Here is a 26,223-nt window from a genome sequence, read left to right as displayed (position 1 = left end):
CGTCAGCGCTGCAGGTCGGCCGTCTCGTCCACGTCGTCGACGTCGTAGCGCGGGCCGGCGTCGCGGCGGGCCTGGGCCCGCTGCTCCACCGACCGCGGCTCCTCGTACTCGACGGTGACGCCGGGCCGGCCGGCCTCGACCACGAACTCCGCCGCCGTCCGCACCGTGGCGCCGTCGGGCTGCCAGACGGTGTCGACCAGGCGCAGCGAGCTGAGCAACCGCTCCGGCGTGACGTCGCAGACGACGTAGCCGCGCTGGTTGTCGAAGTACTTCCAGTGCGGGCTCTCGGCGGCGATCGGCCGGTACGTGTTCTGGAACGCGACCGGGTCGGAGTTGCCGCCGGACGAGATCGACGTGCCGGTGATCTCGGCGCCGACGACCGGCGACGCCGGGTCGTCGAAGTCGGGGTGCAGGTCGGCGACCCAGGTGCAGTGCCGGTCCCCCGTCAGCACGACCGGGTTGGTCACGGCGTCGCTGCCGAACAGCTCGAGCAGCCGGCGGCGCTGGACGCGGTAGCCGTCCCAGTTGTCGAAGTCGAACGTGTCGACCTCGCCGGCGGTGCGGTCGTTCTGCGCCCACATCACCTGGTTGGCCAGCAGGTTCCACCGCGTGCCGCCGTCGGTGAGCCCGTCGGTGAGCCAGCGCTCCTGCTCGTCGCCGGTCATCGTCAGCGGCGCCGTCTCGGCCTGTTCCAGCGTCGACGGCTGGTCCGAGCGGTACTGCCGGGTGTCGACGACGTGCAGGTCGACGAGGTCGCCGAACCGCAGCCGCCGGTACAGCTGCAGGTCGAGGCCGCGCGGGCGGGAACCCCGGCGCAGCGGCAGGTGCTCGTAGTACGCCTGGAAGGCGGCCTGCCGGCGGGCCCGGAACGCCTCGGGCGTCTGGAGGTCGGGGTCCTGCGGGATCTCGTCGGCCCAGTTGTTGTCGACCTCGTGGTCGTCCCAGGTGACGACCCAGGGGAACGCGGCGTGGGCGGCCTGCAGGTTCGGGTCGGAGCGGTACTGGGCGTGCCGGTTGCGGTACTCGGCCAGCGTGGCCGGCTCGCCGGTGCCCTCGTGGGTGCGGACGGTGGTGGTGCGCGGCACCGACTCGTAGATGTAGTCGCCGAGGAACGCGACGAAGTCCACGTTCTCACCGGCAAGATGGTGATAAGCGGTGAAGTAGCCGTCCTGCCAGTTCTGGCAGCTCGCGAACGCGAACCGGACGGCGGCGACGGAGCCCGCGGGCGCCGTCCTCGTGCGGCCGACCGGCGAGACCTGGCCGCCGGCGCGGAAGCGGTAGGCGTAGCCGGCGCCCGGCCGCAGGCCGTCGACCTCGGCGTGGACGCTGTGGCCGTGCTGCGGGAGCGCGACGGTGCGGCCGCGGCGGACGACGCGGGCGAACGTGTCGTCGTCGGCGATCTCCCATTCGACGGGGAACGGACGGTCCGGCATGCCGCCGCCGTTCAGCGGGTCCGGCGCGAGCCGCGTCCACAGGACGACGCCGCCGGGCAGCGGGTCGCCGGACGCGACGCCGAGCGAGAAGACGCCGTCCGGCAGCGCGCCGCCGGTGCCGGGCGGCGCCGCCAGCGCGCCGTCGACGCGGATCAGGCTGGGGACGGAGGCGGCCGCGACGCTCGCGCCGAGGCCGGTGACGAAGAGACGACGGGACAGGGGACGCTGGGCGAGGACATCCATGGGTGCACGCTTCCCACGCGGGTTGACGGCCAGTATGACGGAAGGTGACGTTCCGCTGAACGTCGTCGCGAGTCAGGTCGCGTCAGCGACACCGAGGTCACGCAACAGCGGGCTGAGCAGGCGCCGGCTGATGCCGTCGAAGTCCCCCGGCACGTCCGCGGCGCTCGCCTGCACGGCCATCACGTAGGAATCCCGGTCGAGCGGCAGCGGATCGCCGCCGACGAGCAGCGATTCACGCGTCACGGCCCCACGCAACCGGTCGATGCGCACGCCCACGGTCCACTCCTGCGGCGGGTCGCCCACCGACAGCTCGGCGGCGAGCAGCAGAGCCGCCTGGGTCAGCCCGAGCAGCAGCGCCGGCAGCACCACCGGGGGGCCCTGCGCCGGGTCACCGCCGTTCGGCACTGGCGAGGGTTCGGCGGCGTACGAGGTCCCCCGTCCGCAGGCGAGCAGGATCGTGCCGTCGTCGCGCGCGCTGACCTCCAGCAGCCCGTCCTCGTCCGCCCGGCCGTCGACGCCAATCCCGCGGGTGAGCCGGACACCGTCGCCGACCCGGATCCAGCCACCGGCCGTCAGGTCAGGCGCGAAGCCGTCCCGGCCACGCGCCGCCAGCGCGCGCCCGGCCGCGGCCGCGACACCTTCGGAGTCAAGCGCCCACTGGCGCGGCGCTGACGGCCGGACGACCACGGCGAGGTGGCCGTTGCGGCGGTCCGCGCCGGGCATTGCGGTGACGGTGAGCCGCGTCAGCTCATCCATCAGGTCGGCGCGACGACGGCGTGCGAGGTACCGCGACGCGGTGACGGGCCGATCGCTCCGCTCCCGCCGGAGCCGGTGCCGGTGCCGCACGACGACCCAGCCAACCCAGCCGGTCAGGACCAGCCCGGCCACACCGAGCGGCGTAGGCCGCGGGTAACCGAACTGCACCAGGACGCCGAGGGCGCCGACGCCGAACAGGGCCATCGCGATGCCGGGCTCCACCTCGGCGTGCCCGGCCCGGACCCATGACCGGCGCCGGCGTGCGCTGCGGACCGCGATGTCCGTAGCCCACACCGCACCGCCGACGAACATCAGCGCAAGGAAGCCGCCGGACGGGACGGCCTGCCACGGATGTGCTGTCGTCTCGAGCACGGTTCCGGACGGCAACCGAACCCAGACCGCCTCGGAGCCGGCGAAGACGACCTCCACCGTGATGCCTGCGCCCAGCTCGTCTCGGCCCGCCTGGCTGCGGAGTTCCAGTTCGAGCCGTCGCTCGTACGGTCGGCGGGGCCAGTCGCCCTGGACGTCCAGTCGCCACGTCCGGATCCCGGTGAAGCGGTTGCCGCGGCGGTCGAAAGGCGTTTCCGGCACCGCGTCGCGGCTGGTGAGGCAACCCGTGTCGAAATCACGGTCGCACCGGGCGATGCCGGTCGGCTCGGCGGGGCGGGAGAACGCCCGCGCCGCCTCGGTGGCGAACACCAGGCCCGCAAGGGCCGCGACGAGAGCGAGGACGAGCCACAGGATCGGCCGGTTGAACCACCCCGTCCACCGCCGCACGCGCCTCTCCCCCATCGCCGGTGCGCGCAGCCTACCCCTGGACCCGCAGGTCAGGGATCTCGTACCCGAGGACAGCGCTTCGGCACCTCAGGTGGAGGTCCCGCACCGGCCGCGGTTCCTAGCGTGCTGGTCATGACGATCCTGCTGTCCGACCCGCGCGTCTCCGCGATCCCCGTCGAAGACGAGGGCGAGCCGCTGGTGGAGCTGACCGAACCGTTCGGCCCGGCCCGTGCGCGGGTGCGGGTCTCCCTCGCCCAGCGGCTGCTCCTCGCCCGCGACCGCCTCCCCGACGGCATCGGGCTGCGGGTGGTCGAGGGGCACCGCAGCATCGCCGACCAGCGCGCGATCATCGCCCGGTACGCCGCCGAGGTGTCCGCGGCCCACCCCGGCATCGACCACGACCTCGCCGAGCTGGAGCGTCTGACCAGCCGGTTCGTCGCACCGGTCGGGGTCGCGCCGCACGTGGCGGGCGCGGCCGTCGACCTCACGCTGGTGGACCGCGACGGGCGGGACCTGGACCTCGGCACGCCCATCGACGCGACGCCGGAGCAGAGCGACGGCGCCTGCTACTTCGCCGCGCGCGACATCTCCGCCAACGCCCGCGTCCACCGTGCGCTGCTGGCCGACGTCCTCGGGTCGGCCGGGCTGGTGAACTACCCGACCGAGTGGTGGCACTGGAGCTACGGCGACCGCTACTGGGCCCTGACGACGGGCGCGCCGGCGGCGCTGTACGGCCCGATCGGCGCGCACCTGGTGGCCGCGTGAGCGCCGCGACCATCGACGCGCACCCGCAGGCCATGACCAGCCGCGCCACCCTCACCGCCGACCTCGCCGCCGTCGCCGCCAACACGCGGACGATCGCCGCCCACGCGCCGGGCTCGGCGCTGATGGCCGTCGTCAAGGCGGACGGGTTCGGGCACGGCGCCGCGGACGTGGCCCGGACGGCGCTCGCCGCGGGCGCGACCCGGCTCGGCGTCACCAGCGTCGACGAGGCGCTGGCGCTGCGCGCGGCCGGTGTGCGCGCGCCCGTCCTCAGCTGGCTGAACCCGGTCGACGCGGACTTCGCCGCCGCCGTCGCCGCCGGGATCGACCTCGCCGTCCCCAGCCGCGTGCACCTGGACGCCGTCACGGCCGCCGCGCCGGGCGCCCGCGTCCACCTCCACCTCGACACCGGCCTGGCCCGCGACGGCGCGCCGCCGGCCGAGTGGGCCCGGCTGTGTAGCTCGGCCCGCCTGGCCGAGCAGCGCGGCCTCATCCGGGTCGACGGCGTCATGGGCCACCTGGCCTGCGCGGACGCCCCGGCCGACGGGTCCAACGCGACGGGGCGCACCCGGTTCGCCTGGGGCGTCGAGGTGGCCCGCTCGCTCGGGCTGCGCCCGCCGCACCGGCACCTCGCCGCGACCGCCGCGACCCTCACCGACCCGCGCACCCACCACACGCTGGTCCGCGTCGGCGCCGGCCTGTTCGGCATCGACCCGTCCCGGACGGTGCGGCTGCGGCCCGCGCTGACGCTGACCGCGCCGGTTGTGACCGTCCGCCGGGTCCGCGCCGGCACCCCGGTCGGGTACGGGCACGCGTGGACGGCGCCGGTCGCGACGCACCTGGGGCTGCTGCCGCTCGGGTACGCCGACGGGCTGCCGCGGGCCGCGTCCGGACGGGCCGAGGTGCTGGTCCGCGGCCGCCGCCGGCCGTTGGTCGGGCTGCTGTCGATGGACCAGGCGGTCGTCGACCTCGGCGACGAGGAGGTCGCGCCCGGCGAGGTCGCGACGGTCTTCGGGCCCGGCGACGACGGCGAGCCGACGGCCGCGGAGTGGGCCGGCTGGGCCGGGACGATCGAGCACGAGATCGTCACCGGCATCGGCCCGCGCGTCACCCGTCAGGCCCTTTGCAATGAGCACCCCTACGCACCGGTGCCCATAGGTGCTCATTGCAAAGCGGCCGCACCCACCCTCCGGAGCGTCCGATGAGGGCGCGCGTGGCGGTGATCGGCGGCGGGCAGAACTGCGAGCACGACGTCTCGCTGGCCTCGGCGGCGGCCGTCGGCGGCGCGCTGGAGTCCGCCGGGTACGCCGTCGTCCGGCTCACCATCGGCCGTGACGGCGCCTGGCGCCAGGGCGACGGCTGTCCCGTCGACCTCACCGACGCGATCCACGTCCTGCGCACCTGCGACGTCGCCGTCCCGGTGCTGCACGGCCCGCGCGGCGAGGACGGCACGCTGGCCGCGCTGTGCGATCAGGCCGGCGTCCCGTACGTCGGGTCCGGCGTGCTGGCCGGGGCGCTGGCGATGGACAAGTGGGCGACGAAGCTGGTAGCGGCCGATCTCGGGATCGCGGTGGCGCCCGGCGTCCTGCTGACCCCGTCGACGGCGCCCGCCCACCGCTGGACCCACCCGGTGGTCGTCAAGCCGGTCTCGGCGGGGTCGAGCCAGGGGGTGTCGCTCGTCCGCGCCGCGGACGAGCTGCCGGCCGCGCTGGACGCCGCGTTCGCGCTGGACCGCCGCGTCCTCGTCGAGGACGTCGTCGCCGGCCGCGAGGTCGACCTCGCCGTGCTCGGGCGGCCGGACGGGTCACGCACGGTGGCGCCCGCGCTGGAGATCGTGGTGGACGGGCTGTTCGACTTCGCGACGAAGTACGGCGGCGGCGCCGACTTCCGCATCCCCGCCGACCTGGCCGACACCGAGCGCAAGGAACTGGAGGACGCCGCCGTCGCGATGTTCGACGCCCTCGGCTGCGCGAGCGTCGCCCGGGTGGACTTCTTCCTGACGGCGGCCGGGCCGGTGCTCAACGAGGTCAACACGATGCCCGGCTTCACCGAGCAGTCGCAGGTGCCGAAGATGTTCGCCGCCGCCGGTGTGTCGTACGCCGAGCTGCTCGACCTGCTCGTCCGCGACGTCCTCGGGTGAGTGCCATGGTTCCATTGCTGGGACACGCCCGCACCGACTCCGCCGGAGGACCCGCCATCGCCCCGTTCGACACCGACGCGCCGCCGGCCGGTCGGCGACCGCGCCGCGACCCGGTCGCCGACCTGCGGGCGTGGGTGCCCGACCTCGCCGTGGCGGCGATCGTCGCGTTCCTCGGGTTGTACGAGGCGGCGACGGCATGGGTGCTGCCGGGGAACCGGGTCGAGCTGGTGTTCGTCGCGATCGGCACCGCCGCCGCCGTCGGGCTGAGCCGCCGGCTGCCAGCGGCCGCGCTGGCGCTGGTGTGGGGGGTGTGCGGGCTGCAGCTGCTGGCCGGCATCGACCTCATGCTCGTGCAGGTGACGATCGCCGCGGTCGCGTTCGGGACGGCGCGCTGGGGCAGCACGGTGACGGTGTGGCTGAGCGCGCTGTCCATCCCGCTCGCTGGCCTGATCGTCATCGCCATCGTCAACTCGCGCGGCCTCGGCGGGCTGGCCGGCCTGGCCGGCAACGAGAGCGTGGTCGACACCATCCGCGAGCTCAGCACGACGTGGCAGCTGACGGCCGCGCTCATCGGCGCGGCGGCGCTCGGAGCTCCGTGGCTGGCCGGGCTGACGCTGCGCTTCGGCGACCGCGCGCGCCTGTCGAGGGCGTCGCAGGAGGCCGCCGAGGAGGACGCCGCGCGCGCCGTCAGCGAGACCGAGCAGGCCCGCGAGATCGCCCGGCTGCGCGAAGACCAGGCGCGGCTGGCCAACGACGTGCACGATGTGGTGGGGCACTCGCTGGCCGTCATCCTGGCGCAGGCCGAGTCGGCCCAGTACCTCGACGACACCGACCCGAAGGCGCTGAAGGACACCATGGCGAAGATCGCGACGTCGGCGCGGACGTCCCTGCGCGACGTCCGGCAGGTGCTGGCCGACACCCAGCAGCCCGACGCCCCGCCGGCCGGCCTCGACACCCTGGTCGACGGTGTGCGGGCGAGCGGGCACGAGGTGGTGTCGACGGAGATCGGGGTGCCGCGCCCGCTGCCGCCGGAACTGGAGGTGGTCGCGTTCCGGGTGCTGCAGGAGATGCTGACCAACGCCATCAAGCACGGCCGCCGCGACACCCCCGTCGAGGTCGAGCGGCACTGGGAGGGCGAGCTGCGCATCGAGGTCCGCAACGTCGTCGCGCCGTCGCCGTTCGCCGCGAGCGAGGCCAGCGGCGGCGCCGGGCTGGACGGCATGCGCCGCCGCCTCGAGTCCGTCGGCGGCCGCCTCGACGTCCGCCGCCGCGACGAGGACGGCAGGTCGACGTTCACCGCCACGGCGTGGGTGCCCGTGCGGGCGGGCGGCGCATGACCGCTGACATCCGGGTGCTCCTGGTCGACGACCAGGAGCTGTTCCGCGAGGGCGTCCGCGTCATCGTCGACGCCCAGGACGGCATGACGGTGGTCGGCTCGGCCGGCGACGGGCTCGAGGCGGTCCGCCTGGTCGACGACCTCTCCCCCGACGTCGTCCTCATGGACATCCGGATGCCCGACATGGACGGCGTCGAGGCGACCCGGCAGGTCTTCCTGCCCGACCGGGTGTCGCGCCGGTCCACGCCGGTGCGCGTCGTCGTCCTGACCACGTTCAACCTCGACGACCGCGCGGCGACGGCGATCCGGTACGGCGCCAGCGGGTTCCTGCTCAAGGACACCACGCCGCTGCAGCTGCGCGACGCGATCCGCACGGTGTACGCGGGCAACGCGGTGCTGGCGCCGCAGGATCTCGCGACGCTGCTGGACGGCCAGTTCCGGTCCCGCACCGCGGTGCCGGCGGCGTACCTGTCGCTGACGGACAAGGAGCGCGAGGTGTTCACGGCGGTGGCGCGCGGGCTGTCCAACACCGAGATCGCCGGCCTCGTGTTCGCCAGCGAGTCGACGGTGAAGACGCATGTCGGCGCGATCCTGCGCAAGCTGGCGCTGCGCGACCGCGTCCAGATCGTCGTCTTCGCACACGAGCACGGCCTCCTCGACCAGCCGTAAGCGCGGCGCAAGCGCGCGGCAAGCGGCCCGGCCGACGGTCGAAGGCGTCCTGTCACGACGACCTGAGGAGGAGACGTGCGGACGACACGACGACTGACGACGATGGTGCTGTGCGGCCTGGCGGCCACGGTCGCCGGAACGGGGGTGACCGCCGCGGGGGCGGGCACCTCCGACGCGGAGGCGGCCCGGACCTGGTACCCCCACGACGAGTCGTACGCCTCGGACGACGACGCCGGCGGGCGCGACGTGTTCGCGTCGCTCTACACCGGCACCGGCCTGTTCTACGAGGTCGGCTTCTGGGCCTACGGCGAGGGCTTCTACGCCCGCGAGAACTCCACCGACGGCCACGGCCTCAAGGCCTACCTGTCGGTGGAGGGGTTCGGGACGGCGACGTACACCATCGACACCGCGGCCGACGACTGGAACCTCAGCTTCCCCGAGGGCCGCGCGGTGTCGGTGCAGGTGTGCATCGACGGCACCAGCACCTGCTCCGGCTGGGCACACGGCGGCCGCACCTGACCCTGCTCGCGGGCGGCTTGGATTGCCGCTAGAGTCCGCTCGTGACAGCCACGCTTCGAACATCTGTGACACTGCGCGTGACGGCCCGTGCCGCCGCCGGTCTCGCCGTCCTCGCGGTGCTCACAGCGGGTTGCGCCCGCGCAGGGGAGACGCCGTCCGGCGCCGCCGACGCACCTCGGCCGGCGGCCGAAACGGCGCCCGGCGACGCCGTCCCCTGGGACACCGTCGACGCGTTCCAGGCCGCCAGGCGCGGCAGCTACACCGAGACCATCGGCATCACCGGCGGCGGCATGGGCCCGATGACGCTCATGGAGGAAACGGTCCGCTTCGACCTCGAGGCGCGGTACATGGAGCGGACGGTCTCCGTCTCCGACGACATGAGCACCGACGCCGCCCCTGGCGGCGAGCTCCGGTTCGTCTACACCGACACCGCCATGCTCATGTGGCACCCGAACACCGTGGAGACGTGCGGCACCCACTGGATCGACCTGACCGACGCCGCGTCCGCCGAGCTCACGGGCGCCGACCTCCAGCCCGGCGACCTGCTGATCGTCGAGCCGCTGGAGTTCCTCGCCGCCGCGACCGGCGAGCCGCGGCACCTCGAGACGACGTCGTCCGGCTCCACCTACGAGATCACCGCACCCGCCGACCTGGGCTTCCCCAACTCCAGCGCACTGCTCGAGAATCCCGGCGCCCAGGAAGCGATCATGGGCATGGACGCCGTGGCCGAGGTCGTCCTGATCGAGGCGGGCACATCGCTGACGATCAGCGTCGACCTCACCGAGGCGTTCCGGACCATCGCCCCGTCCGGAGAGGTGCCGGAGGACGTCGTCGTCCGCACCGCCTGGAACGTCACCAGGGACATCCCGCCGTTCGCCACGGACCTGCCTGCCGACGTCGCGGATGTCACCTGCATGGGCACCGGCTAGCGCCGCCGGCCGCCCGGGGTGTGACCGAACTCCTTGCCGTAGGCGGCCACGAACGCGGACGGGCTGGCGTAGCCGACCCGGCGGGCCACCCGGGTGACGGGCTCGGTCTGCAGCAGCACGCGGGCGGCCCGCAGCCGCACCTGCGTCCGGTACCGCCGGTACGACGTGCCGAACTCGCGGCGGAAGTCGCGCTGCAACGTCGTGACGCTGGTGTGCAGCCGCGCCGCCCACTCGTCCAGCCGGGTGTCGTCGCCGGGGTCGTGCGCGAGCGCCCGCGCCACCGTCGCGGCGAGGCCGGCGCCGGTCACCGCCCGGCCGGGCAGCTCGTCGGCGAACACTCCGAGCCCGGCCAGGATCCGCCCCCGCGCCTCCAACGCGCGCCGCTCCTCGTACCCGGGCCGGGCGATCGCCCGCAGCAGCCGCCCCGCCTCCGCGTCGACGGAGACGGCACCGGCGCGCAGCCCGTCGAGCGCTGGCGGCACCTCGCGCAGGCACACCCGGTAGACGAGGTCGCCGCCGGTGACGCGGACCTCGTGGCTGACCGCGCGATGCACCCAGAACGCCTCGCCCTCGCCGACGAACCGCACGCTCACCCCGTGCCGCGCCGTCAGCACCCCGCCGGGCGCCCAGTACAGCTGGTGCAGGAAGTCCTGGCGCCGCTCGCCGAAGTCCAGCACCCCGACCGACCGGTACTTGAGCAGGTAGATGCCGCCGGGGCTGCCGATGCCGTAGCCGTACTCCTCGCACCACAGCGGATCGCTCCCCCACCGCTCCGTCAGCGACACAACCCGACCTCTCATCGACAGTTCCCGCAGGCATAGTAAGGCTAGCCTCACCTGCATGCGTAGTCTGATCCTCCCCCTCGCCCTCGTGCTCGCCGTGGCCACGGCCTGCGGCGACGACGGCGGCACCGAGAGCACCGCGAGCGACGACACCCGGGTGTTCGCCGCCGACAACGGCGACATCGAGATCCCCGCCGACCCGCAGCGCGTGGTCGCCACCGGGTACGCCGTCCCCGCGCTGATCGAGGCCGACGCGGCGCTGGTCGGCATCTCGTCCTGGGAGCGCGGGCTGTCGATGATGACCGACGACGACCGTGCGACGTACGACGAACTGCCGCGAGTGGCCGGCGAGTCCGCGGCGGAGACGGACTACGAGGCGATCGCCGAGCTGCGGCCCGACCTCATCGTGCTGGGCATCCCGCAGCCGGTCATGGGCGACATCGACCTGGACTACCTGGAGTCCATCGCCCCGGTCGTCGCCATCGGGCCGACGGTGCCCGACGCCTGGCGCGAGCTGTCCGAGCGGCAGACCGACGCGACGGACCGGCTGGACCACTTCGAGGAGGACCGGACGGCGTACGAGGAACGGGCCGCGGAACTGGCGGCCGAGTACGAGGACGCCCTCGCCGGCCTGGAGTTCGGCCACGTCGGCGGGTACGGCATCGCCGAGGAGGGGACGTTCCAGCGCGAGTTCTCGCGGTCGTGGGGCACGAACATCGCCGAGGACGTCGGCGTGACGTACTACGGCGAGGTGGCCGTGCCGGGCGGCGGCGGCCGGGACGTCTCGGAGTACGTGTCGCTGGAGCAGATCACCGACAGCCTCGGCGAGGCCGACGCGATCACCTACACGGTCCAGCCCGACGGCACGCCGAACCCGTCGGTGCAGGCGGTGCTCGACTCCGGCCTGTGGCAGAACCTGCCCGCGGTGCGGGCCGGCCGCGCGTTCCCGGTCCGCTTCACCGAGGCGTCGACGTACCCCTCGGCGATGTTCACCCTCGACGCGCTGGACGAGGCGCTGGCGCCGCTGCTGGACGCCCGGTGAGGGCGCCCGAGGACCGCGACGACCCGGGCCCCAAGGTCGCCGCGCACCACCGGTCCGGCAGCGGCGTCACCCGCATCCCGTACCCCATCGGCGTCCGCGCCGTCGCCGTGCGCCGCCGCGAGCAGGTGACGCCGCGGATGCTGCGCCTGACGCTCGGCGGGCCCGGCCTGGCCGGCTTCCACACCTACCACGCCGACGACCACGTCAAGATCGTCTTCCCCGACGGCGACGGCGTCCTGCGCGCGCCGGTACCCAACGACCGCCAGCTGCTGGACTGGCCGCGGCCGCTCCCCCCGACCCGCGACTACACGATCCGCCGCTTCGACCCGGACGGGCTCGAGGTGGACCTCGACGTCGTGCTGCACGACGGCGGGCTGGCCTCGACGTGGGCGGCGGGCGTGGAGATCGGCGACGAGGTGACGATCGCCGGCCCGCCGGGCGGCAAGGCGTTCCCGTACACCTACGACCACTACGTCTTCGCCGTCGACGCGACCGGGCTGCCGGCGGTCGCCCGCTGGCTGGAGTCGGCGCCGGCGGGCGTCAGCGCCGACGTCGTCGTGGCGGACGAGGGCGACTATCCGGTCCCCGGCGGTGAGCGGGTGACGGTGCACCGGCCGGTCGCCGGCACGGCGCTGGCCGCGACCGTCGACGCGCTGCCGCGGCCACCCGGGCGGACGTTCCTGTTCGCGGCGGGCGAGGCGGGCGACGTCAAGCCGCTGCGGAGCTGGCGGCGCGGCGAGGCCGACGCGCTCGTGACCGGCTACTGGAAGCGCGGCATCGCCGGGCACGACGAGGACTAGGACGAGTCGCCGGACTCCTTGATCGGCTCACCGGCCGGCGACACCACGTACCAGACCTCGCCGACGTCCTCACCGGTGACGTCGCCTGGAGCCTGGTCCGCGGCGTACGTGTAGAGCGGCCAGCCGTTCAGAGTGAGCTGCGGCTTGCCGTCGACGCCGGTGATGGTGCCGACCTCGCCGGTGACCCCCTGGACCGCCGGGGTGGCCGACGCGGCGGGGACGGCCGGCCAGGCGGCCGCGCACTGGTCGCTGCACGTGGACGTGCCGGCACCCTGCGTGTCTTTGGTGTAGACGTACACCGTCATGCCCTTGCCGTCGACCACGATCTCGCCGAGGTCGCTGGACGACACCGCCAGGCCGGCGGCCGCGACCGGCGCGGACGGCGCCTCCGACGATCCGGACGACGAGGTGGGCGCCGCGGGCGCGGCACTGCTCCCACCCCCGCCGTTGTCCGAGCAGCCGGCCAGCGCGAGCACGAGTCCGGTGCCGAGGACGGCCACAGTGCTGATCCTCATGATGACGTTCCCCCTACCTGCCGCGAGTTCGCGGCCCATGAGAGGTGATACGGAGGACGCGCACCGCAGGATGGCGCCGGTCCACCCCCTAACCTGAGCCCGTGACGACACAGCCGATCCCGGACCCCGCTCTGGTGGTGCTGGTCGGCGCCTCCGGCGCGGGCAAGTCGGTGTGGGCGCGAGACCACTACCGCGCGCAGGAGATCGTGTCCTCCGACGACCTGCGCGGCGTCGTGGGCAGTGGCCGGCACGACCTCGACGCGACGGACGACGCGTTCGCGCTGCTCGACCGCATCGTCGCCGCGCGGGCCGGGCGCGGGCTCACCGTCGTCGTCGACACGCTGGGCCTCGACGCCGATCGCCGCCGCGGCTACCTCGCCGTCGCCCGCGAGGCCGGGCTGCCCGCCGTCGCCGTCCGCTTCGACACCCCCGCCGAGTTGTGCCGGGCCCGCAACGCCGCCCGCGACCGGCCGGTCCCGGCGCCCGCGCTGGCCGGCCAGCTGCGCCGCGCGGGCGAGGTCGCGGCCGAGCTGGACGGCGAGGGCTGGGACCTGGTCGTCACGGTCACGGCGGACGCGCCGCGCGACGACGCCGTCGCGACCCCCGCGGCGCCCGCCGCCGACACGCCGGGCGAGCGCCAGGTGATCCTGCAGGTCTCCCGTTTCCCGTGGGGCGACGACCCGGCCGGCTGGCTCAAGGAGGTCGCGCTGGCCGCCGACGACGCCGGGTTCGCCGGGCTGGCGCTGATGGACCACCTGATCCAGATCCCGCAGGTCGGCCGCGCCTGGGACCCGATCCCGGAGCCGTTCACCACCCTCGGGATGATCGCCGGCCTCGGCACCGGCCTGCGCCTGGGCCCGCTGTGCACCCCGGTGACGTTCCGCCGCGGCGGCATCATCGCGAAGTCGGTCGCGACGCTGGACGTGCTCAGCGGCGGCCGAGCGTTCGTCGGCATCGGCGCCGGCTGGTTCGGCCGGGAGCACGAGGTGCACGGGCTGGCCTTCCCGGGCCCGAAGGAGCGGCTGGACGAGCTGGAACGGGCCATCGAGACGATCCGCGCGCTGTGGGCGCCGGGCACCAAGGCGTACTCCGGCGACCGGGTCGAGCTGCCCGAGACGACGTCCTACCCACGGCCCGCGGGACGGCCGGAGATCGTCGTCGGCGGGTCCGGCGACCGGTCGCTGCGCATCGCCGCGGCCCTCGGCGACGCCTGCAACCTGCGCACCGACGACGGCTTCGACGAACGGCTGGCGGTGTTCGAGAAGCACCGCGACCGCACCGGCCGCGACGTCGCCGTCACCGTCCTCGACCTCCCCATCGTCGGCCGCGACCGCGACGACGTCTGGCGGCGAGTCGAACGGGCCCGCGGCAACGCCACCGCGGCGGCGTACGCGCGCAAGCACCACGCGGCGACGGCCGAGCAGACGGCGCTGCGGTACCGCGAGCTGTTCGATCGCGGCGTCCGCACCGTCTTCGTCGCCGTCCAGGACCTCGCCTCCCCCGACGACGTCCGCGCGCTCGCCCCCATCGCCGCACCCTGACGCCGTCAGCGGAAGTCGCGTTCGAGCCCCTACAGCCCCATCGCACGTTCCAGCAGCCCGCACCAGGCGGCGACGCCGGCGTCGGACGGATGCACGCCGTCGGACAGCCAGTCGTCGGACAGCGCGCCGGCCCAGTCGACGACCACCAGGTTCGGGTGCCGCTCCGCGACCGCCCGCAACTGGTCGTTCAGCCAGTCCGAGTGCGCGCGGTCGGCCGAACGCTGCGTCGCGTCGCCGCGCCAGCGGTCCACGTGGACGGTGAGCCAGTAGACCGGGCGGCCGTCCGCCGCGTCCAGCACCCGCTCCACCTGCCGCCACCAGCCCAGCGGCGCGAACACGTCGTTCGCCCCGCTGACGACGACGAGGCCGCGGTCCGGGATCAGCCCCGCGTTCGCGACGATCCAGTCCACCGCCGGCGCCGTCGGCCGGCCCGCGTGCGCGGTGACGGCCACGGACAGCCCGGACGCCGCGCCCACCCGCGCGGCCAGGTCGTCCACCGTCGCCCGGGCGATGGAGTCGCCCACCACCAGCACGCCGTCGCCGTCGCGGACCCGACGCAGGTGCCGCGACCGGCTCCGGCACCGCGCACCCCACGACCGCGCTGACCAGCAGTGTCAGTGCGCAGGCAGGCAGCATCGATCGAGGCATGGCGGGCCCTCCGGTCGCCGGTGCGGGCACACCGCCCGCCTCACCCCGAAGACGGGCCGGGCCGCCGAACCCGTTGCATAGGCCGCATCCTTCGCGCACGCTCCATGCAGCGTTCCGGCCCGTTCGTGCGTCCTCGGATGTGACGGCGCATGACTGGAGGCAGGGTGGATCCGCAGGACGACGAGGAGTTCCGGCGATTCGTCACCGGGCGGTCGCTGGCGCTACTGCGCACCGCGTACGCCCTGTGCGGCGACCGGCACATGGCCGAGGACCTCGTACAGGGCGCGCTGGCCAAGCTGTACCGGCGCTGGCGCAAGGTGGACGACCCCGAAGCGTACGTGCGCCGGGTCATCTACAACGACCAGGTCACCCGGTGGCGCCGGCGGCTGGTGCTGCGCGAGGACCCGGTCGGCGACGTGCCGGAGGGACCGGCGCCCGACGCCGCCGACCTCGTCGGCGACCGCCTGGACGTCCTGCGGCTGCTACAGCGCCTCGCACCGCGGCAGCGAGCCGTGCTGGTGCTGCGCTACTACGAGGACCTGCCCGAGCGGGAGATCGCCGCCCTGCTCGGCTGCTCGACCGGGACGGTGCGCAGCCAGGCGCACCGGGCCCTCGCCCGGCTGCGCGCCCTCGCCCTCGAACCGACCCTGGACGGAGCCTGACGATGAACGTCGAACACCTGCTGCGCGCCGCCGTCGACGACGCGGTCCGTGAGGTGCCGCCCGGTTTCGCCGACGGCGCCATCCGCCGGGCCGTGCGCGCCCGGCGCCGGGCCCGGTTCGTCGCCGGCGGCGGCGCGGCGCTCGTGGTGGCGGCCGCCGCGGCCGGGGTCGCGCTGGTCGGTCCATCGGCGCCACGCACCGACGCCCCACCGGCCGGCACCGGCGACGCGGACGTGATCGATCTCGGCGCGCTCCCCACCGGGCCGGCGCCGGAAGTGCCCTGGTACGCCGACGGCGCCCTGCACGTCGGCTCCCAGGTGACGCCGACCGGCATCGCCTGGGAGGCGAGGGCCGACCGGCCGGTCATCCAGCGGGTGAGCGACGGCTACGTGGTGTGGACGTGGGGGTCGGAAGCCTCCGCCAACGGCGACTCCACGCTGACCCTGGTCTCCGACGACGGCGACGAGGTCGTGCTGGCCGACGGCCGGGTCACCACGCCGGCGGTCTCCCCCGGCGGCGAGCTGATCGCGTGGGGCGTGCCGGACTACGACTGGGCCACCGACGAGCAGGCCCGCGAGGACGGCCTCACCAGCATCGTCATGGTCTACGACGCCGTCACCGGCGAGGTGGTGGGCGAGCTGCCCGACGCGCCCAGCCCGGGTGCCCGGCCGAAGGGCTTCCTGGACGACGGCAGGGTGGTCGTGGAGGCGGCGGCGAACGAGTCCTGGGGCACCTACGCCTGGGCCCCCGGCGGCGAGGTCGCACTGCTCCGTGAGGACCTCGGCGTCCGTGCCGTGTCGCCCGGCGGGCTCGCCGTCCTGGGGGGCACCACCGGACCGGCCGAGGTGACCGACCTCGCGACCGGCACGACGCTGTGGGGGCTGGCCGACGGCTACCTGCACCAGTTCTCGCCGGACGGCCGGTACCTGGCCATGGTCGAGACGTGGGACAGCGTCGAGCGGCCCGACGACGTGGTGATCCTCGACGCCCGTACCGGCGCCGAGATGGGCCGGTTCACGTTCCAGGCGGCCAACGCGCTGCGCTGGGAGTCGCCCACCTCGGTCGTGATCGAGGCCCACGACGACGCCAGCGCCGCGCTCGTCCGGTGCACCGTCGGCGACGCCTGCGAGTCGGCCACCGAGGTCCGGCCGGCCGACCCCGACCCCGACGCCTTCGACAACCCGTACGTGCTCGGCTGAGCGCCGTCAGTCGCGCAGGGCGAGGTACTGCGTGCGGGCCTCGAACACGCCGCGCATCTCGGTGGTGACGCCGGCCATGAACTCGTCGCGGTAGGTGGAGTCGGTGAGGATGGAGATGGCGTAGTAGAGGCCCGTGAACGCCGCCATCCCGCCGGCCACCCGCAGCAGCGTCTCCGACAGCAGCGTCTCGTGGCCGAACAGCGAGATCGTCTGGCTCCACGAGCCGGTGGTGCCGGCCCACGCCTCACCCACCTCCGGCGTCACCGCGAACAGTCCGAACGCGACGAAGAACGCGCCGACGCCGGCGCTGACGACGGAGACCTGCAGGATCTGGCTCACCACGAGCGTCAGCCCGACGTTGATGCGCTGGCGGCGGGTCAGCGGCCGGGAGTCGCCGTTGAGGTCGCTCTCGAGCTGGCGCACCAGGCCGGGCGCCCGGACGGCGAAGAACACCAGGCCCAGGCCGAGTAGGAACCCCATCACGACCAGCGCGAACGCCCGCGGCATGTTCCCGAACATCTGCCACATCTCGGCGTTGACGAACAGCACGAGCGAGAAGATCAGCAGCAGCGGCAGCGTCCGGACCAGCCGCCCCAGCGACGCCGCGAGCTCGTCGGCCATGCGGCTGAGCGCCCAGAGCACCGTCGCGATCAGGCCGTACCCGACCACCAGGTACACCAGCAGCAGGAACACCGAGTTGCCGATGATGATGCCGAAGAACTGCCGCCACTGACCGGAGAAGATCACCGGCAACAGCGCCGGCACCAGCACGAACGCCGCCAGCTCGGGCCGTCCGACCTCACGCGGCAGCTCCAGGAAGCGGCGGCCGCGAATGCGGTTGAGCGCCCCGAACGCGGCGACCAGGATGGCCAGCCCGCCGAGCGCGGCGGCCACGTTGAGCAGGAACGGCCACTCCAGCTCGGTCGCGCCGAGCATCTCGCCCAGGAACACCAGCGCCAGCCACGGCGCCGCGCGGGTGAAGATGTCCTCGCTCGCGGTGTAGTCCTCGATGAACAACGGCAGGCCACTGCGCCGGAACCGGCGCTCGTAGTCGGCGAGGTCCGCGCTGTGAGCCACGGTCGGACTCTACCGACCACCGGCGCGAACGGCGGGCAAGCTCATTTGGGCGGGTTTGGGTACGATCCGCCGGATAGGAGGTGCGGTGGACGAGCCACGGTACACCCGCAACGAGGACCAGGCCGGGCGCTACGACCGGCATTGGAACGAGCTGCTGCAGGAGCTGCGCATCGCGCAGACCGGCGTGCAGATCCTGTTCGCGTTCCTGCTGACCATCGCGTTCACCTCGCCGTTCCGCGACGCCGACGACTTCACCCACGACGTGTTCGCGGTGACGATCGTGCTGTCGGCGATGTCGATGGCGCTGCTGATCGCGCCGGTCTCGTTCCACCGCATCGTGTTCCGGCAGGGCCTGCGCGACCGGATGATCCCGCTGGCGTCGCGGATGACCGCGGGCGGGCTGGCGCTGCTCATGCTGGCCGTGTGCGGCGGGCTGCTGCTGGCGCTGGACGTCGTGCTGGTGCGCTGGCTGGCGATCACCATCGACGGCGCGGCGCTACTCTGGTTCATCGTGTTCTGGTACGTGATCCCGGCCCGCGTCCGCGCGCGGAGCTCGTCTTGACCCTCGTCCACCACCGGCACGACGGCGACGGCTGGATCGACTGCGCCTGCGGCCAACGGCACTGGGGCCGGTACGGCGCGGCCGGCCTGATGCTGGTCGACGACGAGCGCGGCGTGCTGCTGCAGCACCGCGCGCACTGGAGCCACCACGGCGGAACCTGGGGTGTGCCGGGCGGCGCGCGCTCGTCGGGCGAGACGGCGCTGGAGGCGGCGCTGCGCGAGGCCGCCGAGGAGGCCGCCGTGCCGCCCGACGCCGTCCGGCCCAGCCACGCCTGGATCGAGGACCACGGCCCCTGGTCCTACACGACCATCGTCGCCCGCGCGTCGCGGCCGGTGGACGGGCGGGCGGCCGACCCGGAGAGCCTCGACATCACCTGGATCCCGCTCGACGACGTCGCGGCGCTGCCGCTGCTGCCGGCGTTCGGTGCGATGTGGCCGCGCATCCGTGCGGCGGCGCCGTCAGACCTCGTGCTGGTGGTCGACGCGGCCAACGTGGTGGGCTCGCGGCCGGACGGCTGGTGGCGCGACCGCGTGGGCGCCACGACCCGGCTGCGCGACGAGCTGACCCTGCTGGCGCCGGTGCCCGCGACGGCGCTGGAGCTGCCGGCGGCCCAGTGGTGGCCGCGCGTCACGCTGGTCGCCGAGGGACGGGCCCGCGGCGTCGCCTCGCTCGACGGCGTCACGGTCGTCGACGCGCCCGGCAGCGGCGACGACGCCATCGCGGCCACCGTCGCCTCCGCCGTCGCCACGCGCCCCGACGACCACGTCGTCGCGGTGACGGCGGACCGCGAGCTGCGCGCCCGGGTCGGCGCGGCGGGCGGACGCAGCATCGGCCCGTCCACCCTGTTCGAGCTGACCTCCCGCGGCCGCTGAGCGGCGCAGACGCCGTTCTGAAGAGATCCTGAAGATCGCGGGGCGTTCCCTGGACCGAGGCGGCCGACCGGCCGCCTCGACCCCCACCGGAAGGGGAACGACATGTCCCGGGTACGTCCTCACCGACTCACGGCACTCCTCACGGCCATGCTCGGCCTGGCGCTCCTGCACTTCGGCGCCACGCCGGCGACGGCCCAGCCCGACACCGCCGCCTCTCCGCGGGTGGCCGGCTGCGTCGGCACCTCGTTCGCCGGGACCCTCGGCAACGGGAAGGCGATCTGCAACGGCAACTACCTGGTCCGCATGCAGGGCAACGGCGACCTCGTCCTGCGCGTGATCTCCACCGGGCGGGCCTGCTGGACCAGCGGCACGGCGGGCGCCTGGTCGAACGATGCCTCCGCGACCTTCAACAAGAACATCTGGGGCCGGCCCTACGTCGACATCGACAAGGCGTCGCAGGGACGCATCGGGCGCGTCGTCGGCGCGCACACACCCACGACGTTCGGGACCAACGCCAACGTCAACAGCCGAGGCGAGTTCTGGATCGGCTTCAAGAAGATCGCTTCCTGCTGAACCCGCCCGCACCGGCGGCCGTCAGGCGGACTTGCGCTTGGCGGCCGCCTTCTTCGCCGTCTTCTTCGCCGGGGCCGGCGCTTCCTCGGCGTCGGCCTTGCCCGCCGCGCGGTTCTGCTTGGCCTCCTCGACGCTGCGGCGCAGCGCCTCCATGAGGTCGACGACCTTGCCCTCGGCGGGCTCGGCCTCAGGCGCGGCGATGACCTCGGCGCCCTCGGCCTTGGCCTCGACCACCTTCAGCAGCGCCTCGCGGTAGTCGTCGTGGTATTCCTCGGGGTCGAAGTCGCCGGAGAGGGTGTCGATGTAGGACTCGGCCATCGCCATCTCCTGCTTGCGGACCTCGATGTCCTCGCCGAGGAAGTCGAACTCGGGCTTGCGGATCTCGTCGGGCCACAGCATGGTCTGCACGATCAGCGTGCCCTCGAACGAGCGCAGCACCGCCAGCCGCTCCTTGTTGCGCAGCGCCACCTTGACGACGCCGACACGGCCGGAGCGCTCGAGGGAGTCGCGCAGCAGCGCGTACGGCTTGGTGTCGCCGGTGGGCTCGGCGTAGTAGGCGCGGTTCAGCGACGTGGGGTCGATCTGCGAGAACGGCACGAACCCGAGCACCTCGACCGACCGCGACGACGTGATGGGGAGGTCCTCGAAGTCTTCGTCGGTGAGCACCACCAACTGGCCGCCGGGCAGTTCGTAGCCCTTGGCGATGTCGGCGTAGGCGACCTCGTGTCCGCCCGCCTCGCAGACCCGCTTGTACCGGATGCGCCCGCCGTCGGCGGCATGCACCTGCCGGAAGCTGACGTCCTTCTCCTGCGTCGCCGACACCAGCCGGACCGGGATCGACACCAGTCCGAACGAGATCGAACCCTTCCAGACCGTTTGCACAGGCATGTTCCACTCCGTCCGCCGGCACCTTCATCAGCTGCGTGCCCAAGCCTATTGTGGCTCGTGACGGCCCCGGCGCGCCTCCTGGGCCCCATTCGCGCCGCGTGTCACCCTCAGATCATGAGGCCAAGACGAAACCTGAACGTCGCGGCGCCCGAACTGCTCATCGGGTCTCTCACGGCCTGGTGCGGCGAATGCGACGCGGAGACCGAGTTCGACAAGGTCCCGGGCGGCATGGGCGTCGAGTTCGCCTGCCGCGAGTGCTCGGCGGCGGTGTTCAACGGCGACCTCCCGCTCATCGAGTCGATCTTCCAGCCGGTCGCTGTCTAGCGGGCCGGCCGCCACCATCGTCGCCGCCTGCCGGCGCGACGGCGACGGTGGCAGCCCGACGGCGGTGCTGGACGACGCGCCGCTGTCCGACGCCGACCGGCGCCGTGTCCCGGTGCAGGCCGGCACGTCGCACGCCGTCTTCGTCGCGGCGGGCGACCCGGTGCGGCTGCGCTTCTTCACCTCGGCCGGCGAGCTGCCGGCCTGTGGCCACGGCACGCTGGCCGCGCTCGCGTTCCTCGCCGCCCGCGACGGCGGCGACCTGGACCTCACGCTCGCCGCGGCGGGACGCACGTTCGCCGGCCGGGCGGTCCGGACCGGTGCGCTGGTCACTGCCGAGTTCGACCCCGGCCGCGTCACGTTGCGCGACCCCGGCGCAGCCGAACTCCACGCCGTCGCCGACGCTCTCGGCGCCGCGCCGGGGACGCTGACGGACGGCGCCGTCGTCGCGTCGGCCGGGCGGCCGCGGCTGCTGGTCCCGCTCACCACCCGCGCCGCCGTCGCCGCGCTCGCTCCGGACCTCGACCGGCTCCGGGCCGCCTGCGACCACCACGGGCTGCTGGGCTGCTACGTCCACTCGGCGCCTGATGACGGCGGCCGGGTCGCCGCCCGCATGTTCGCCCCGTCGATCGGCGTGCCCGAGGACGTCGCGAACGCCAACAGCACCGCCTGTCTCGCCGCCCACCTGGGCCGTCGGGTGACGGCCGACCTCGGCGACGCGCTGGGCGCGCCGTCCACCGTCACCGCGGCGGTGCGCCCGGACGGCGCCCTGCGGGTCGGCGGCACCGCCGCCGTGGTCGGGACGCGACGGCTCTGACGGCGTCAGGCCGCGGCCGCCGCGTCCACCACCCGGCCGTCGCGCAGCTCGAGGGTGCGGTCGGCCTGCTCCATCAGGGCGGGGTCGTGGGTGGCGACGACGGCCGTCATGCCGCGCCGCCGCACGAGGTCGTGGATCAGCGCCATCACCGAGGCGCCGGTGCGGGTGTCCAGCTGCGCCGTCGGCTCGTCGGCGATCAGCACGTCCGGGTCGCCCGCCAGCGCCCGCGCGATGCCGACACGCTGCTGCTGCCCGCCGGACAGCTCGTACGGACGCTGCTCGGCGTGGCCGTCCAGCCCGACCAGCGCCAGCAGCTCCACCACCCGGGCCGCCCGCGCGACCGGGTCGAGCTCCTGCAGCCGCAGCGGGATCTCGACGTTCTCGGCGGCGGTGAGGATCGGGATCAGCCCGAACGACTGGAACACGTAGCCGATCTGGTGCCGGCGGACGGGGACGAGCTCCTTCTCACCCATCGCGGACACCTCGAGGTCGCCGAGGTACACGTGGCCGCTGGTGGGCCGGTCCAGCGCGCCGAGCAGGTTGAGCAGCGTCGTCTTCCCGGACCCGGACGGACCCTTGACGACCAGCAGCTCGCCGGGGTGCGCCTCGAGGTCGACGGCGTTGACGGCGTGCACCTCGCGGGCGCCGCTGCCGAAGACCCGGCTGACGGCGACGGCGCGGACGGCGTGGTTCTCACTCACCGGCGACCCCTTCTCCACGGCGTTCCTTCTCGTCCGGCCACACCCCGATGTGGTCCGGTTCCAGCGCCAGCCGGACGCGGTCCTCCAGCCGCAGCGCGCCGACGAAGTCGTCGGGCAGCTGCAGCCGGCCGGCGCGGTCGAGCACGGCGAACTCCTCGGCGATGTGCCGTTCCTGGCCGTGCTCGTCCAGCTCGGTACGGCGCAGGATCTCTGTGGCCGTGCGGCCGTCGCGGATCTGCACCGTCCGCCCGACGTGCCCGGCGACGGCCTGGTCGTGCGTCACCACCAGCACCGTCACGCCGAACTCGGTGTTCGCGTGCCGGATCGCCTCGAACACGTCGGCCGACGTGGCCTCGTCCAGCTCGCCGGTGGGCTCGTCGGCCAGCAGCACCCGCGGCTCGTTGACCAGCGCGACGGCGATGGCGACACGCTGCTGCTCGCCGCCGGACAGCTCGGCGGGACGGCGGTCGCGGCAGTGCGCGACGCCCATCGCCTCGAGCAGCAGCTCGACCCGGGCCGAGCGGGACCGGCGCCCGGCGATGGCGGCCGGGACGGCGACGTTCTCGGCCGCGGTGAGGTACGGCAGCAGGTTGCGCGACGTCTGCTGCCACACGAACCCGACGGTGTGCCGCTGGTAGCGGACCCGCTCGCGCCCCTTCATCGTCAGCATGTCCAGCCCCGCGACCTTGGCCAGGCCCGCCGTCGGCGTGTCCAGCCCGGACAGGATGTTCAGCAGCGTCGACTTGCCCGACCCGGAGGCTCCGACGACGGCGACCACCTCGCCCGCGTCGACGCGCAGGTTGAGCCCCTGCAGGGCCTGCACCTCGACGCCCTCGGCGGTGTAGATGCGCACGAGGTCCTCGCACACGATGTCGCGGCGCTCGGCCGCCAGCAGCTCCGTCACGTCTCGTCACCTATCCGTAGGATCCCCGCCGGCGCCAGCCGCCGTCCCGTCAGCACCGACACCACCACCGCCACGCCGACCACCAGCACGAAGCCCAGCGTCACCACGCCGAGCAGGCCGAGCGGCAGGTGCACCGCCGGTTGCTCGCCGCCGCCGGTGAGCGAGCGCAGGTCGACGCCCGAGAGCACCGCCCATGGCAGCGCCACGCCCAGCACCAGCCCGGTGACCAGCGACACCGCCGCCACCGGCGCGGCCTCCCAGACGACCAGGCCCTCGCCCTGCCGGCTGGACAGCCCGAGCGTGCGCAGCTGTGACAGCAACCGCCCGCGCGACGGCGCGCCCACGACCATGGTGAGCACGACGGCGGCCGCGCACAACAGCCCGGTGAGCGCGATGGCCCCGACGATGGCCCGCGCGGTGCCGTCTGTCACCGGGCCGCGCAGGTCCGCGACCGCCGACGCCGGCGTGATCACCGTCCGGTCCCCCATTTCGGCGGCGACGGCGGACGCGGACCCGCCGGAGCCGAGGTCGACCAGGGTGACCCGCGGCGGGATGATCGCCACGCCGGCCTCCTCGAGGACACCGCGATCGGCCAGCATCCACTGGCTGCCCGTCGTCAGACCGGGGATCGCATCGGACGTCCTGGCGACGACGGCGTCCAGCCGCTCACTCAGCGTCAGAATGCCGGCGGCGCCCTCGTCGACGACGCCGTCGGCGACCAGCAGCGGGATCGCGCCGTCCGGCCCGGGCTCGGTCAGCCCGGACGGCAGCGGGTCCAGCCCCTGCCCGGAAGCGCGCAGCGCGTTGAGGGCGGCGACATCGACGACGTAGAGGGGGACGCGGTTGTCGATGGCACCGACCTTGAACAGCGTCGGCCCGGTGGTCACGACGGGGACGACGGCGTCGACGCCCGGCACGCCCGCGACAGCGGCCAGCTCGTCCTCGGTGAGCGGCGCGCCGGTCACGCGAGCGTCCGCGCCGACGTCCTGCCATGCGGTCTGCTCGATGCCCCGCTCGGTGGTGGACCAGACGACGATCGAGAACGCGGCGATCGACATGCCGACGACCAGCGCGAGCATCGGGACGAACCCGGCGACCGGATCGCGGACGGCCCGCGCGGCGCCCAGATAGGCGACGGTGCCGCGGCGGCCGCCGAGCACCCGGCCCAGCGTCGCCATCGGCCGCGGATACAGCCGCATGACCAGCACACTGACCGCCAGCGCGAGCAGCAGCGGCGTCGCGGCGGTGAGCGGGTCGATGCCGGCGCCGGCGTCCAACCCGCGGGCGTTGAGCGCGAAGGCGGCCGCGGCAGCCGCGCCGACGGCCAGCCCCTCGACCAGCTTGCGGGCCCGCGACGGCCGGACCAGCCCGAGATCGCGGCGGACGGCGCGCAGCCCCTTCGGGCGCGCCGCCAGCGGCAGCAGCACGGCCGGCGCCAGGCCCACGACCAGCGGCAACGCCAGCCCGGCAGACCCGCCGACGCCGTCGACGAGGGCGCCGGCGAGCGCGGCGGCCAACGCGGCGGCTGGCAGCCCCAGCAGCAGCCCTTCGGTGACCATCAGCAGCCGCAGCTGCAGCGGCGACGCCCCGCGCGCGCCGATCAGCGCGAGCGCGGACCGGCGCCGCTCCACCATCAGGCGGGCGGCCAGCGCCAGCACCGCCAACGCGACCCCGAGCGGCCCGGCCGCGACGATCGCCACCACCGCCTGGGAGCTGTCGTGCCGCGCGGCCACCCGGTCCAGGACGTCGACCGAGCCGGTGGTGAGGATGGGCGCGAACGGCAGGCCGTAGACGTTCGTCCCCGCATCGACAGGCGGTGCCGCGGCGATGAAGCGGCTCAGCGCGTCGCGCAGCGGCACGGTGAAGTCCGCCCGCGCGGACGAGACGTCCACCGGATACCAGAGCCGCGTCTCCATCGGGGACCCGAGCTTGGGCACAAGAGCCGCCCACGACTGCGGGTCGACATACGCGGCGACGGTCAGCGCCCGGCCGCGGTCCCAGTCGTCGAAGACCTCCGGCGTCTGCGCGGCGCGGTGGTGCGCCCACGCGGGCGCGCCGGCGTCCAGCGGCTCGTACACGCCGGACAGCCGATAGGTCATCTCCTGCATGTTGACCGGCTGGAACGCCTGCGTGACGCTGCCGACCGTCCAGCCGATCTCCTCGGCCGACGCCCGTGACAGCATGACGTCGACGACGAGCGGCTCACCCGGCGTGACCGGTCCGGTGACCGGCGCCGGCGCCTCGCCCTCGACCACGCGGACGGTCTCGGCCCAGTACGGGTCGGCGGTCGGCAACAGGTTGGTGACGCTGTCGAACGCGCGCACCTCAGCCCGCCAGATCGGCGCGGTCACGACGAAGCGGCCGGGTCCGGTCGCGGCACGAACGGCCTCAGGGGCGCCGTCGCGGACGGCGGCGATCGATTGGTCGAGCGGCCCCCAGAGGTCACCGTCCTCGCCCATGGGCGGCGGCGCGGCGACCACCGACGTCACATCGCGCAGCGCCGGCCGTGTTCCGGCCATCTCCGAGCGAAGGTCGTCGGTGAACACCTGCTCGGCCAGCCGCGGCAGCGCGGCCGCGACCAGCGCCAGCACGAACACCACCACGACGACGACCAGCGCCGCCGCGCGATCGGCGAGGAACTGCCGGCGGAACAGCCGCCCGGTCCCCAGACCCCGGCTCATCGCCGCGTCACCTCCCCAGCCACTCCCGGTGGTGCGTATCGGTGCTCATTGCAAAGCGGCCCGACCGGCCACCC

At 74.3% G+C, this 26,223-nt stretch carries 27 protein-coding genes; 17 read left to right on the top strand and 10 right to left on the bottom strand.

Going from position 1 to position 26,223, the window contains the following annotated elements:
* Positions 1-2: 2 nt before the first annotated feature.
* Both BLV02_RS10555 and BLV02_RS36445 read right to left on the bottom strand, forming a co-directional pair.
* Positions 3-1,676, bottom strand: a complete 1,674-nt coding sequence (locus BLV02_RS10555; protein ID WP_069112887.1) for an alkaline phosphatase D family protein — start codon at positions 1,674-1,676, stop codon at positions 3-5.
* A 72-nt stretch (positions 1,677-1,748) separates the two neighbouring features.
* On the bottom strand, positions 1,749-3,209 hold the full coding sequence (locus BLV02_RS36445; protein ID WP_069112888.1) for a hypothetical protein: 1,461 nt from the start codon (positions 3,207-3,209) through the stop codon (positions 1,749-1,751).
* A gap of 132 nt (positions 3,210-3,341) precedes the next feature.
* Between BLV02_RS36445 and BLV02_RS10545 the strand changes: the two genes are divergently transcribed.
* The 7 genes from BLV02_RS10545 (at position 3,342) to BLV02_RS10515 (ending at position 9,564) form a co-directional block, all read left to right on the top strand.
* Positions 3,342-3,974, top strand: a complete 633-nt coding sequence (locus BLV02_RS10545; RefSeq protein WP_069112984.1) for a M15 family metallopeptidase — start codon at positions 3,342-3,344, stop codon at positions 3,972-3,974.
* Between the two features lie 32 nt (positions 3,975-4,006).
* On the top strand, positions 4,007-5,176 hold the full coding sequence (alr, locus tag BLV02_RS10540) for an alanine racemase (protein ID WP_083288902.1): 1,170 nt from the start codon (positions 4,007-4,009) through the stop codon (positions 5,174-5,176).
* Positions 5,173-6,111, top strand: coding sequence for a D-alanine--D-alanine ligase family protein (locus tag BLV02_RS10535; RefSeq protein ID WP_069112889.1), 939 nt, complete (start codon positions 5,173-5,175; stop codon positions 6,109-6,111). Before alr ends, BLV02_RS10535 begins: the two co-directional genes overlap by 4 nt.
* Before the next feature lie 5 nt (positions 6,112-6,116).
* Positions 6,117-7,448, top strand: coding sequence for a sensor histidine kinase (locus tag BLV02_RS10530; RefSeq protein ID WP_083288879.1), 1,332 nt, complete (start codon positions 6,117-6,119; stop codon positions 7,446-7,448).
* Positions 7,445-8,116, top strand: coding sequence for a response regulator (locus tag BLV02_RS10525; protein WP_069112985.1), 672 nt, complete (start codon positions 7,445-7,447; stop codon positions 8,114-8,116). The genes BLV02_RS10530 and BLV02_RS10525 overlap by 4 nt, the downstream gene beginning before the upstream one ends.
* Before the next feature lie 75 nt (positions 8,117-8,191).
* Positions 8,192-8,635 carry a hypothetical protein gene (locus BLV02_RS10520; protein ID WP_141711690.1) on the top strand — a complete coding sequence of 148 codons (444 nt, stop codon included), beginning with the start codon at positions 8,192-8,194 and terminating at the stop codon, positions 8,633-8,635.
* Positions 8,636-8,712: 77 nt separating this feature from the next.
* Complete coding sequence (locus tag BLV02_RS10515) at positions 8,713-9,564, top strand: hypothetical protein (protein ID WP_069112892.1); 852 nt, start codon at positions 8,713-8,715, stop codon at positions 9,562-9,564.
* On the opposite strand, the gene BLV02_RS10510 is transcribed toward BLV02_RS10515, so the two are convergent.
* Complete coding sequence (locus BLV02_RS10510) at positions 9,561-10,364, bottom strand: helix-turn-helix transcriptional regulator (RefSeq protein WP_216094356.1); 804 nt, start codon at positions 10,362-10,364, stop codon at positions 9,561-9,563. The genes BLV02_RS10515 and BLV02_RS10510 overlap by 4 nt on opposite strands.
* Before the next feature lie 40 nt (positions 10,365-10,404).
* Here BLV02_RS10510 and BLV02_RS10505 point away from each other — a divergent pair, with 40 nt between their 5' ends.
* Together BLV02_RS10505 and BLV02_RS10500 are read left to right on the top strand one after the other, a co-directional pair.
* Positions 10,405-11,388, top strand: a complete 984-nt coding sequence (locus tag BLV02_RS10505) for an ABC transporter substrate-binding protein (protein WP_069112893.1) — start codon at positions 10,405-10,407, stop codon at positions 11,386-11,388.
* Complete coding sequence (locus BLV02_RS10500; RefSeq protein WP_069112894.1) at positions 11,385-12,188, top strand: siderophore-interacting protein; 804 nt, start codon at positions 11,385-11,387, stop codon at positions 12,186-12,188. The genes BLV02_RS10505 and BLV02_RS10500 overlap by 4 nt, the downstream gene beginning before the upstream one ends.
* On the opposite strand, the gene BLV02_RS10495 is transcribed toward BLV02_RS10500, so the two are convergent.
* Entirely contained in the window at positions 12,185-12,703 is a 519-nt protein-coding gene (locus BLV02_RS10495) for a COG4315 family predicted lipoprotein (RefSeq protein ID WP_069112895.1), read from the bottom strand. The two genes, BLV02_RS10500 and BLV02_RS10495, sit on opposite strands and share 4 nt — an antisense overlap.
* Positions 12,704-12,804: 101 nt before the next feature.
* Here BLV02_RS10495 and BLV02_RS10490 point away from each other — a divergent pair, with 101 nt between their 5' ends.
* The gene (locus BLV02_RS10490; protein ID WP_069112896.1) at positions 12,805-14,244 is read left to right on the top strand and encodes an LLM class flavin-dependent oxidoreductase; all 1,440 of its coding nucleotides are present in this window, start codon (positions 12,805-12,807) and stop codon (positions 14,242-14,244) included.
* 29 nt (positions 14,245-14,273) lie between these two features.
* Here BLV02_RS10490 and BLV02_RS10485 read toward each other — a convergent pair whose 3' ends face one another.
* Complete coding sequence (locus BLV02_RS10485) at positions 14,274-14,777, bottom strand: GDSL-type esterase/lipase family protein (RefSeq protein ID WP_069112897.1); 504 nt, start codon at positions 14,775-14,777, stop codon at positions 14,274-14,276.
* 264 nt (positions 14,778-15,041) lie between these two features.
* Between BLV02_RS10485 and BLV02_RS10480 the strand changes: the two genes are divergently transcribed.
* Together BLV02_RS10480 and BLV02_RS10475 are read left to right on the top strand one after the other, a co-directional pair.
* Entirely contained in the window at positions 15,042-15,554 is a 513-nt protein-coding gene (locus BLV02_RS10480; protein WP_069112898.1) for a SigE family RNA polymerase sigma factor, read from the top strand.
* A gap of 2 nt (positions 15,555-15,556) precedes the next feature.
* Positions 15,557-16,753 (top strand): hypothetical protein, encoded by a 1,197-nt coding sequence (locus BLV02_RS10475; RefSeq protein ID WP_069112899.1) that lies wholly within the window; start codon positions 15,557-15,559, stop codon positions 16,751-16,753.
* Positions 16,754-16,759: 6 nt separating this feature from the next.
* Here BLV02_RS10475 and BLV02_RS10470 read toward each other — a convergent pair whose 3' ends face one another.
* Entirely contained in the window at positions 16,760-17,830 is a 1,071-nt protein-coding gene (locus tag BLV02_RS10470) for a hypothetical protein (RefSeq protein ID WP_069112900.1), read from the bottom strand.
* Between the two features lie 85 nt (positions 17,831-17,915).
* Here BLV02_RS10470 and BLV02_RS10465 point away from each other — a divergent pair, with 85 nt between their 5' ends.
* From BLV02_RS10465 to BLV02_RS10455, 3 genes are all read left to right on the top strand, one after another.
* Positions 17,916-18,392, top strand: a complete 477-nt coding sequence (locus BLV02_RS10465; RefSeq protein WP_069112901.1) for a DUF6328 family protein — start codon at positions 17,916-17,918, stop codon at positions 18,390-18,392.
* On the top strand, positions 18,389-19,264 hold the full coding sequence (locus BLV02_RS10460) for an NUDIX domain-containing protein (RefSeq protein ID WP_069112902.1): 876 nt from the start codon (positions 18,389-18,391) through the stop codon (positions 19,262-19,264). Before BLV02_RS10465 ends, BLV02_RS10460 begins: the two co-directional genes overlap by 4 nt.
* A gap of 147 nt (positions 19,265-19,411) precedes the next feature.
* Positions 19,412-19,837, top strand: a complete 426-nt coding sequence (locus tag BLV02_RS10455) for a hypothetical protein (protein ID WP_069112903.1) — start codon at positions 19,412-19,414, stop codon at positions 19,835-19,837.
* Positions 19,838-19,858: 21 nt separating this feature from the next.
* On the opposite strand, the gene ku is transcribed toward BLV02_RS10455, so the two are convergent.
* Positions 19,859-20,725, bottom strand: coding sequence for a non-homologous end joining protein Ku (ku, locus tag BLV02_RS10450; protein ID WP_216094357.1), 867 nt, complete (start codon positions 20,723-20,725; stop codon positions 19,859-19,861).
* A 114-nt stretch (positions 20,726-20,839) separates the two neighbouring features.
* On the opposite strand from ku, the gene BLV02_RS10445 reads away from it, so the two are divergent.
* Positions 20,840-21,049: a hypothetical protein gene (locus BLV02_RS10445; protein WP_141711691.1), complete on the top strand. Its 210-nt coding sequence runs from the start codon at positions 20,840-20,842 to the stop codon at positions 21,047-21,049.
* Positions 21,042-21,863, top strand: a complete 822-nt coding sequence (locus BLV02_RS10440) for a PhzF family phenazine biosynthesis protein (protein WP_069112906.1) — start codon at positions 21,042-21,044, stop codon at positions 21,861-21,863. The genes BLV02_RS10445 and BLV02_RS10440 overlap by 8 nt, the downstream gene beginning before the upstream one ends.
* Positions 21,864-21,868: 5 nt before the next feature.
* Here BLV02_RS10440 and BLV02_RS10435 read toward each other — a convergent pair whose 3' ends face one another.
* The 3 genes from BLV02_RS10435 to BLV02_RS10425 are packed head-to-tail and all read right to left on the bottom strand — an operon-like array spanning position 21,869 to position 26,149.
* Positions 21,869-22,564 carry an ABC transporter ATP-binding protein gene (locus BLV02_RS10435; protein ID WP_069112988.1) on the bottom strand — a complete coding sequence of 232 codons (696 nt, stop codon included), beginning with the start codon at positions 22,562-22,564 and terminating at the stop codon, positions 21,869-21,871.
* The gene (locus BLV02_RS10430) at positions 22,557-23,468 is read right to left on the bottom strand and encodes an ABC transporter ATP-binding protein (RefSeq protein ID WP_083288880.1); all 912 of its coding nucleotides are present in this window, start codon (positions 23,466-23,468) and stop codon (positions 22,557-22,559) included. Before BLV02_RS10430 ends, BLV02_RS10435 begins: the two co-directional genes overlap by 8 nt.
* Positions 23,465-26,149, bottom strand: coding sequence for an ABC transporter permease (locus BLV02_RS10425; RefSeq protein ID WP_069112907.1), 2,685 nt, complete (start codon positions 26,147-26,149; stop codon positions 23,465-23,467). The genes BLV02_RS10430 and BLV02_RS10425 overlap by 4 nt, the downstream gene beginning before the upstream one ends.
* Positions 26,150-26,223 lie beyond the last annotated feature (74 nt).

It is taken from the genome of Jiangella alba (assembly GCF_900106035.1).
GTDB classification, from domain to species: Bacteria; Actinomycetota; Actinomycetes; order Jiangellales; family Jiangellaceae; genus Jiangella; species Jiangella alba.
This window is presented reverse-complemented; position numbering and strand designations above follow the sequence as displayed.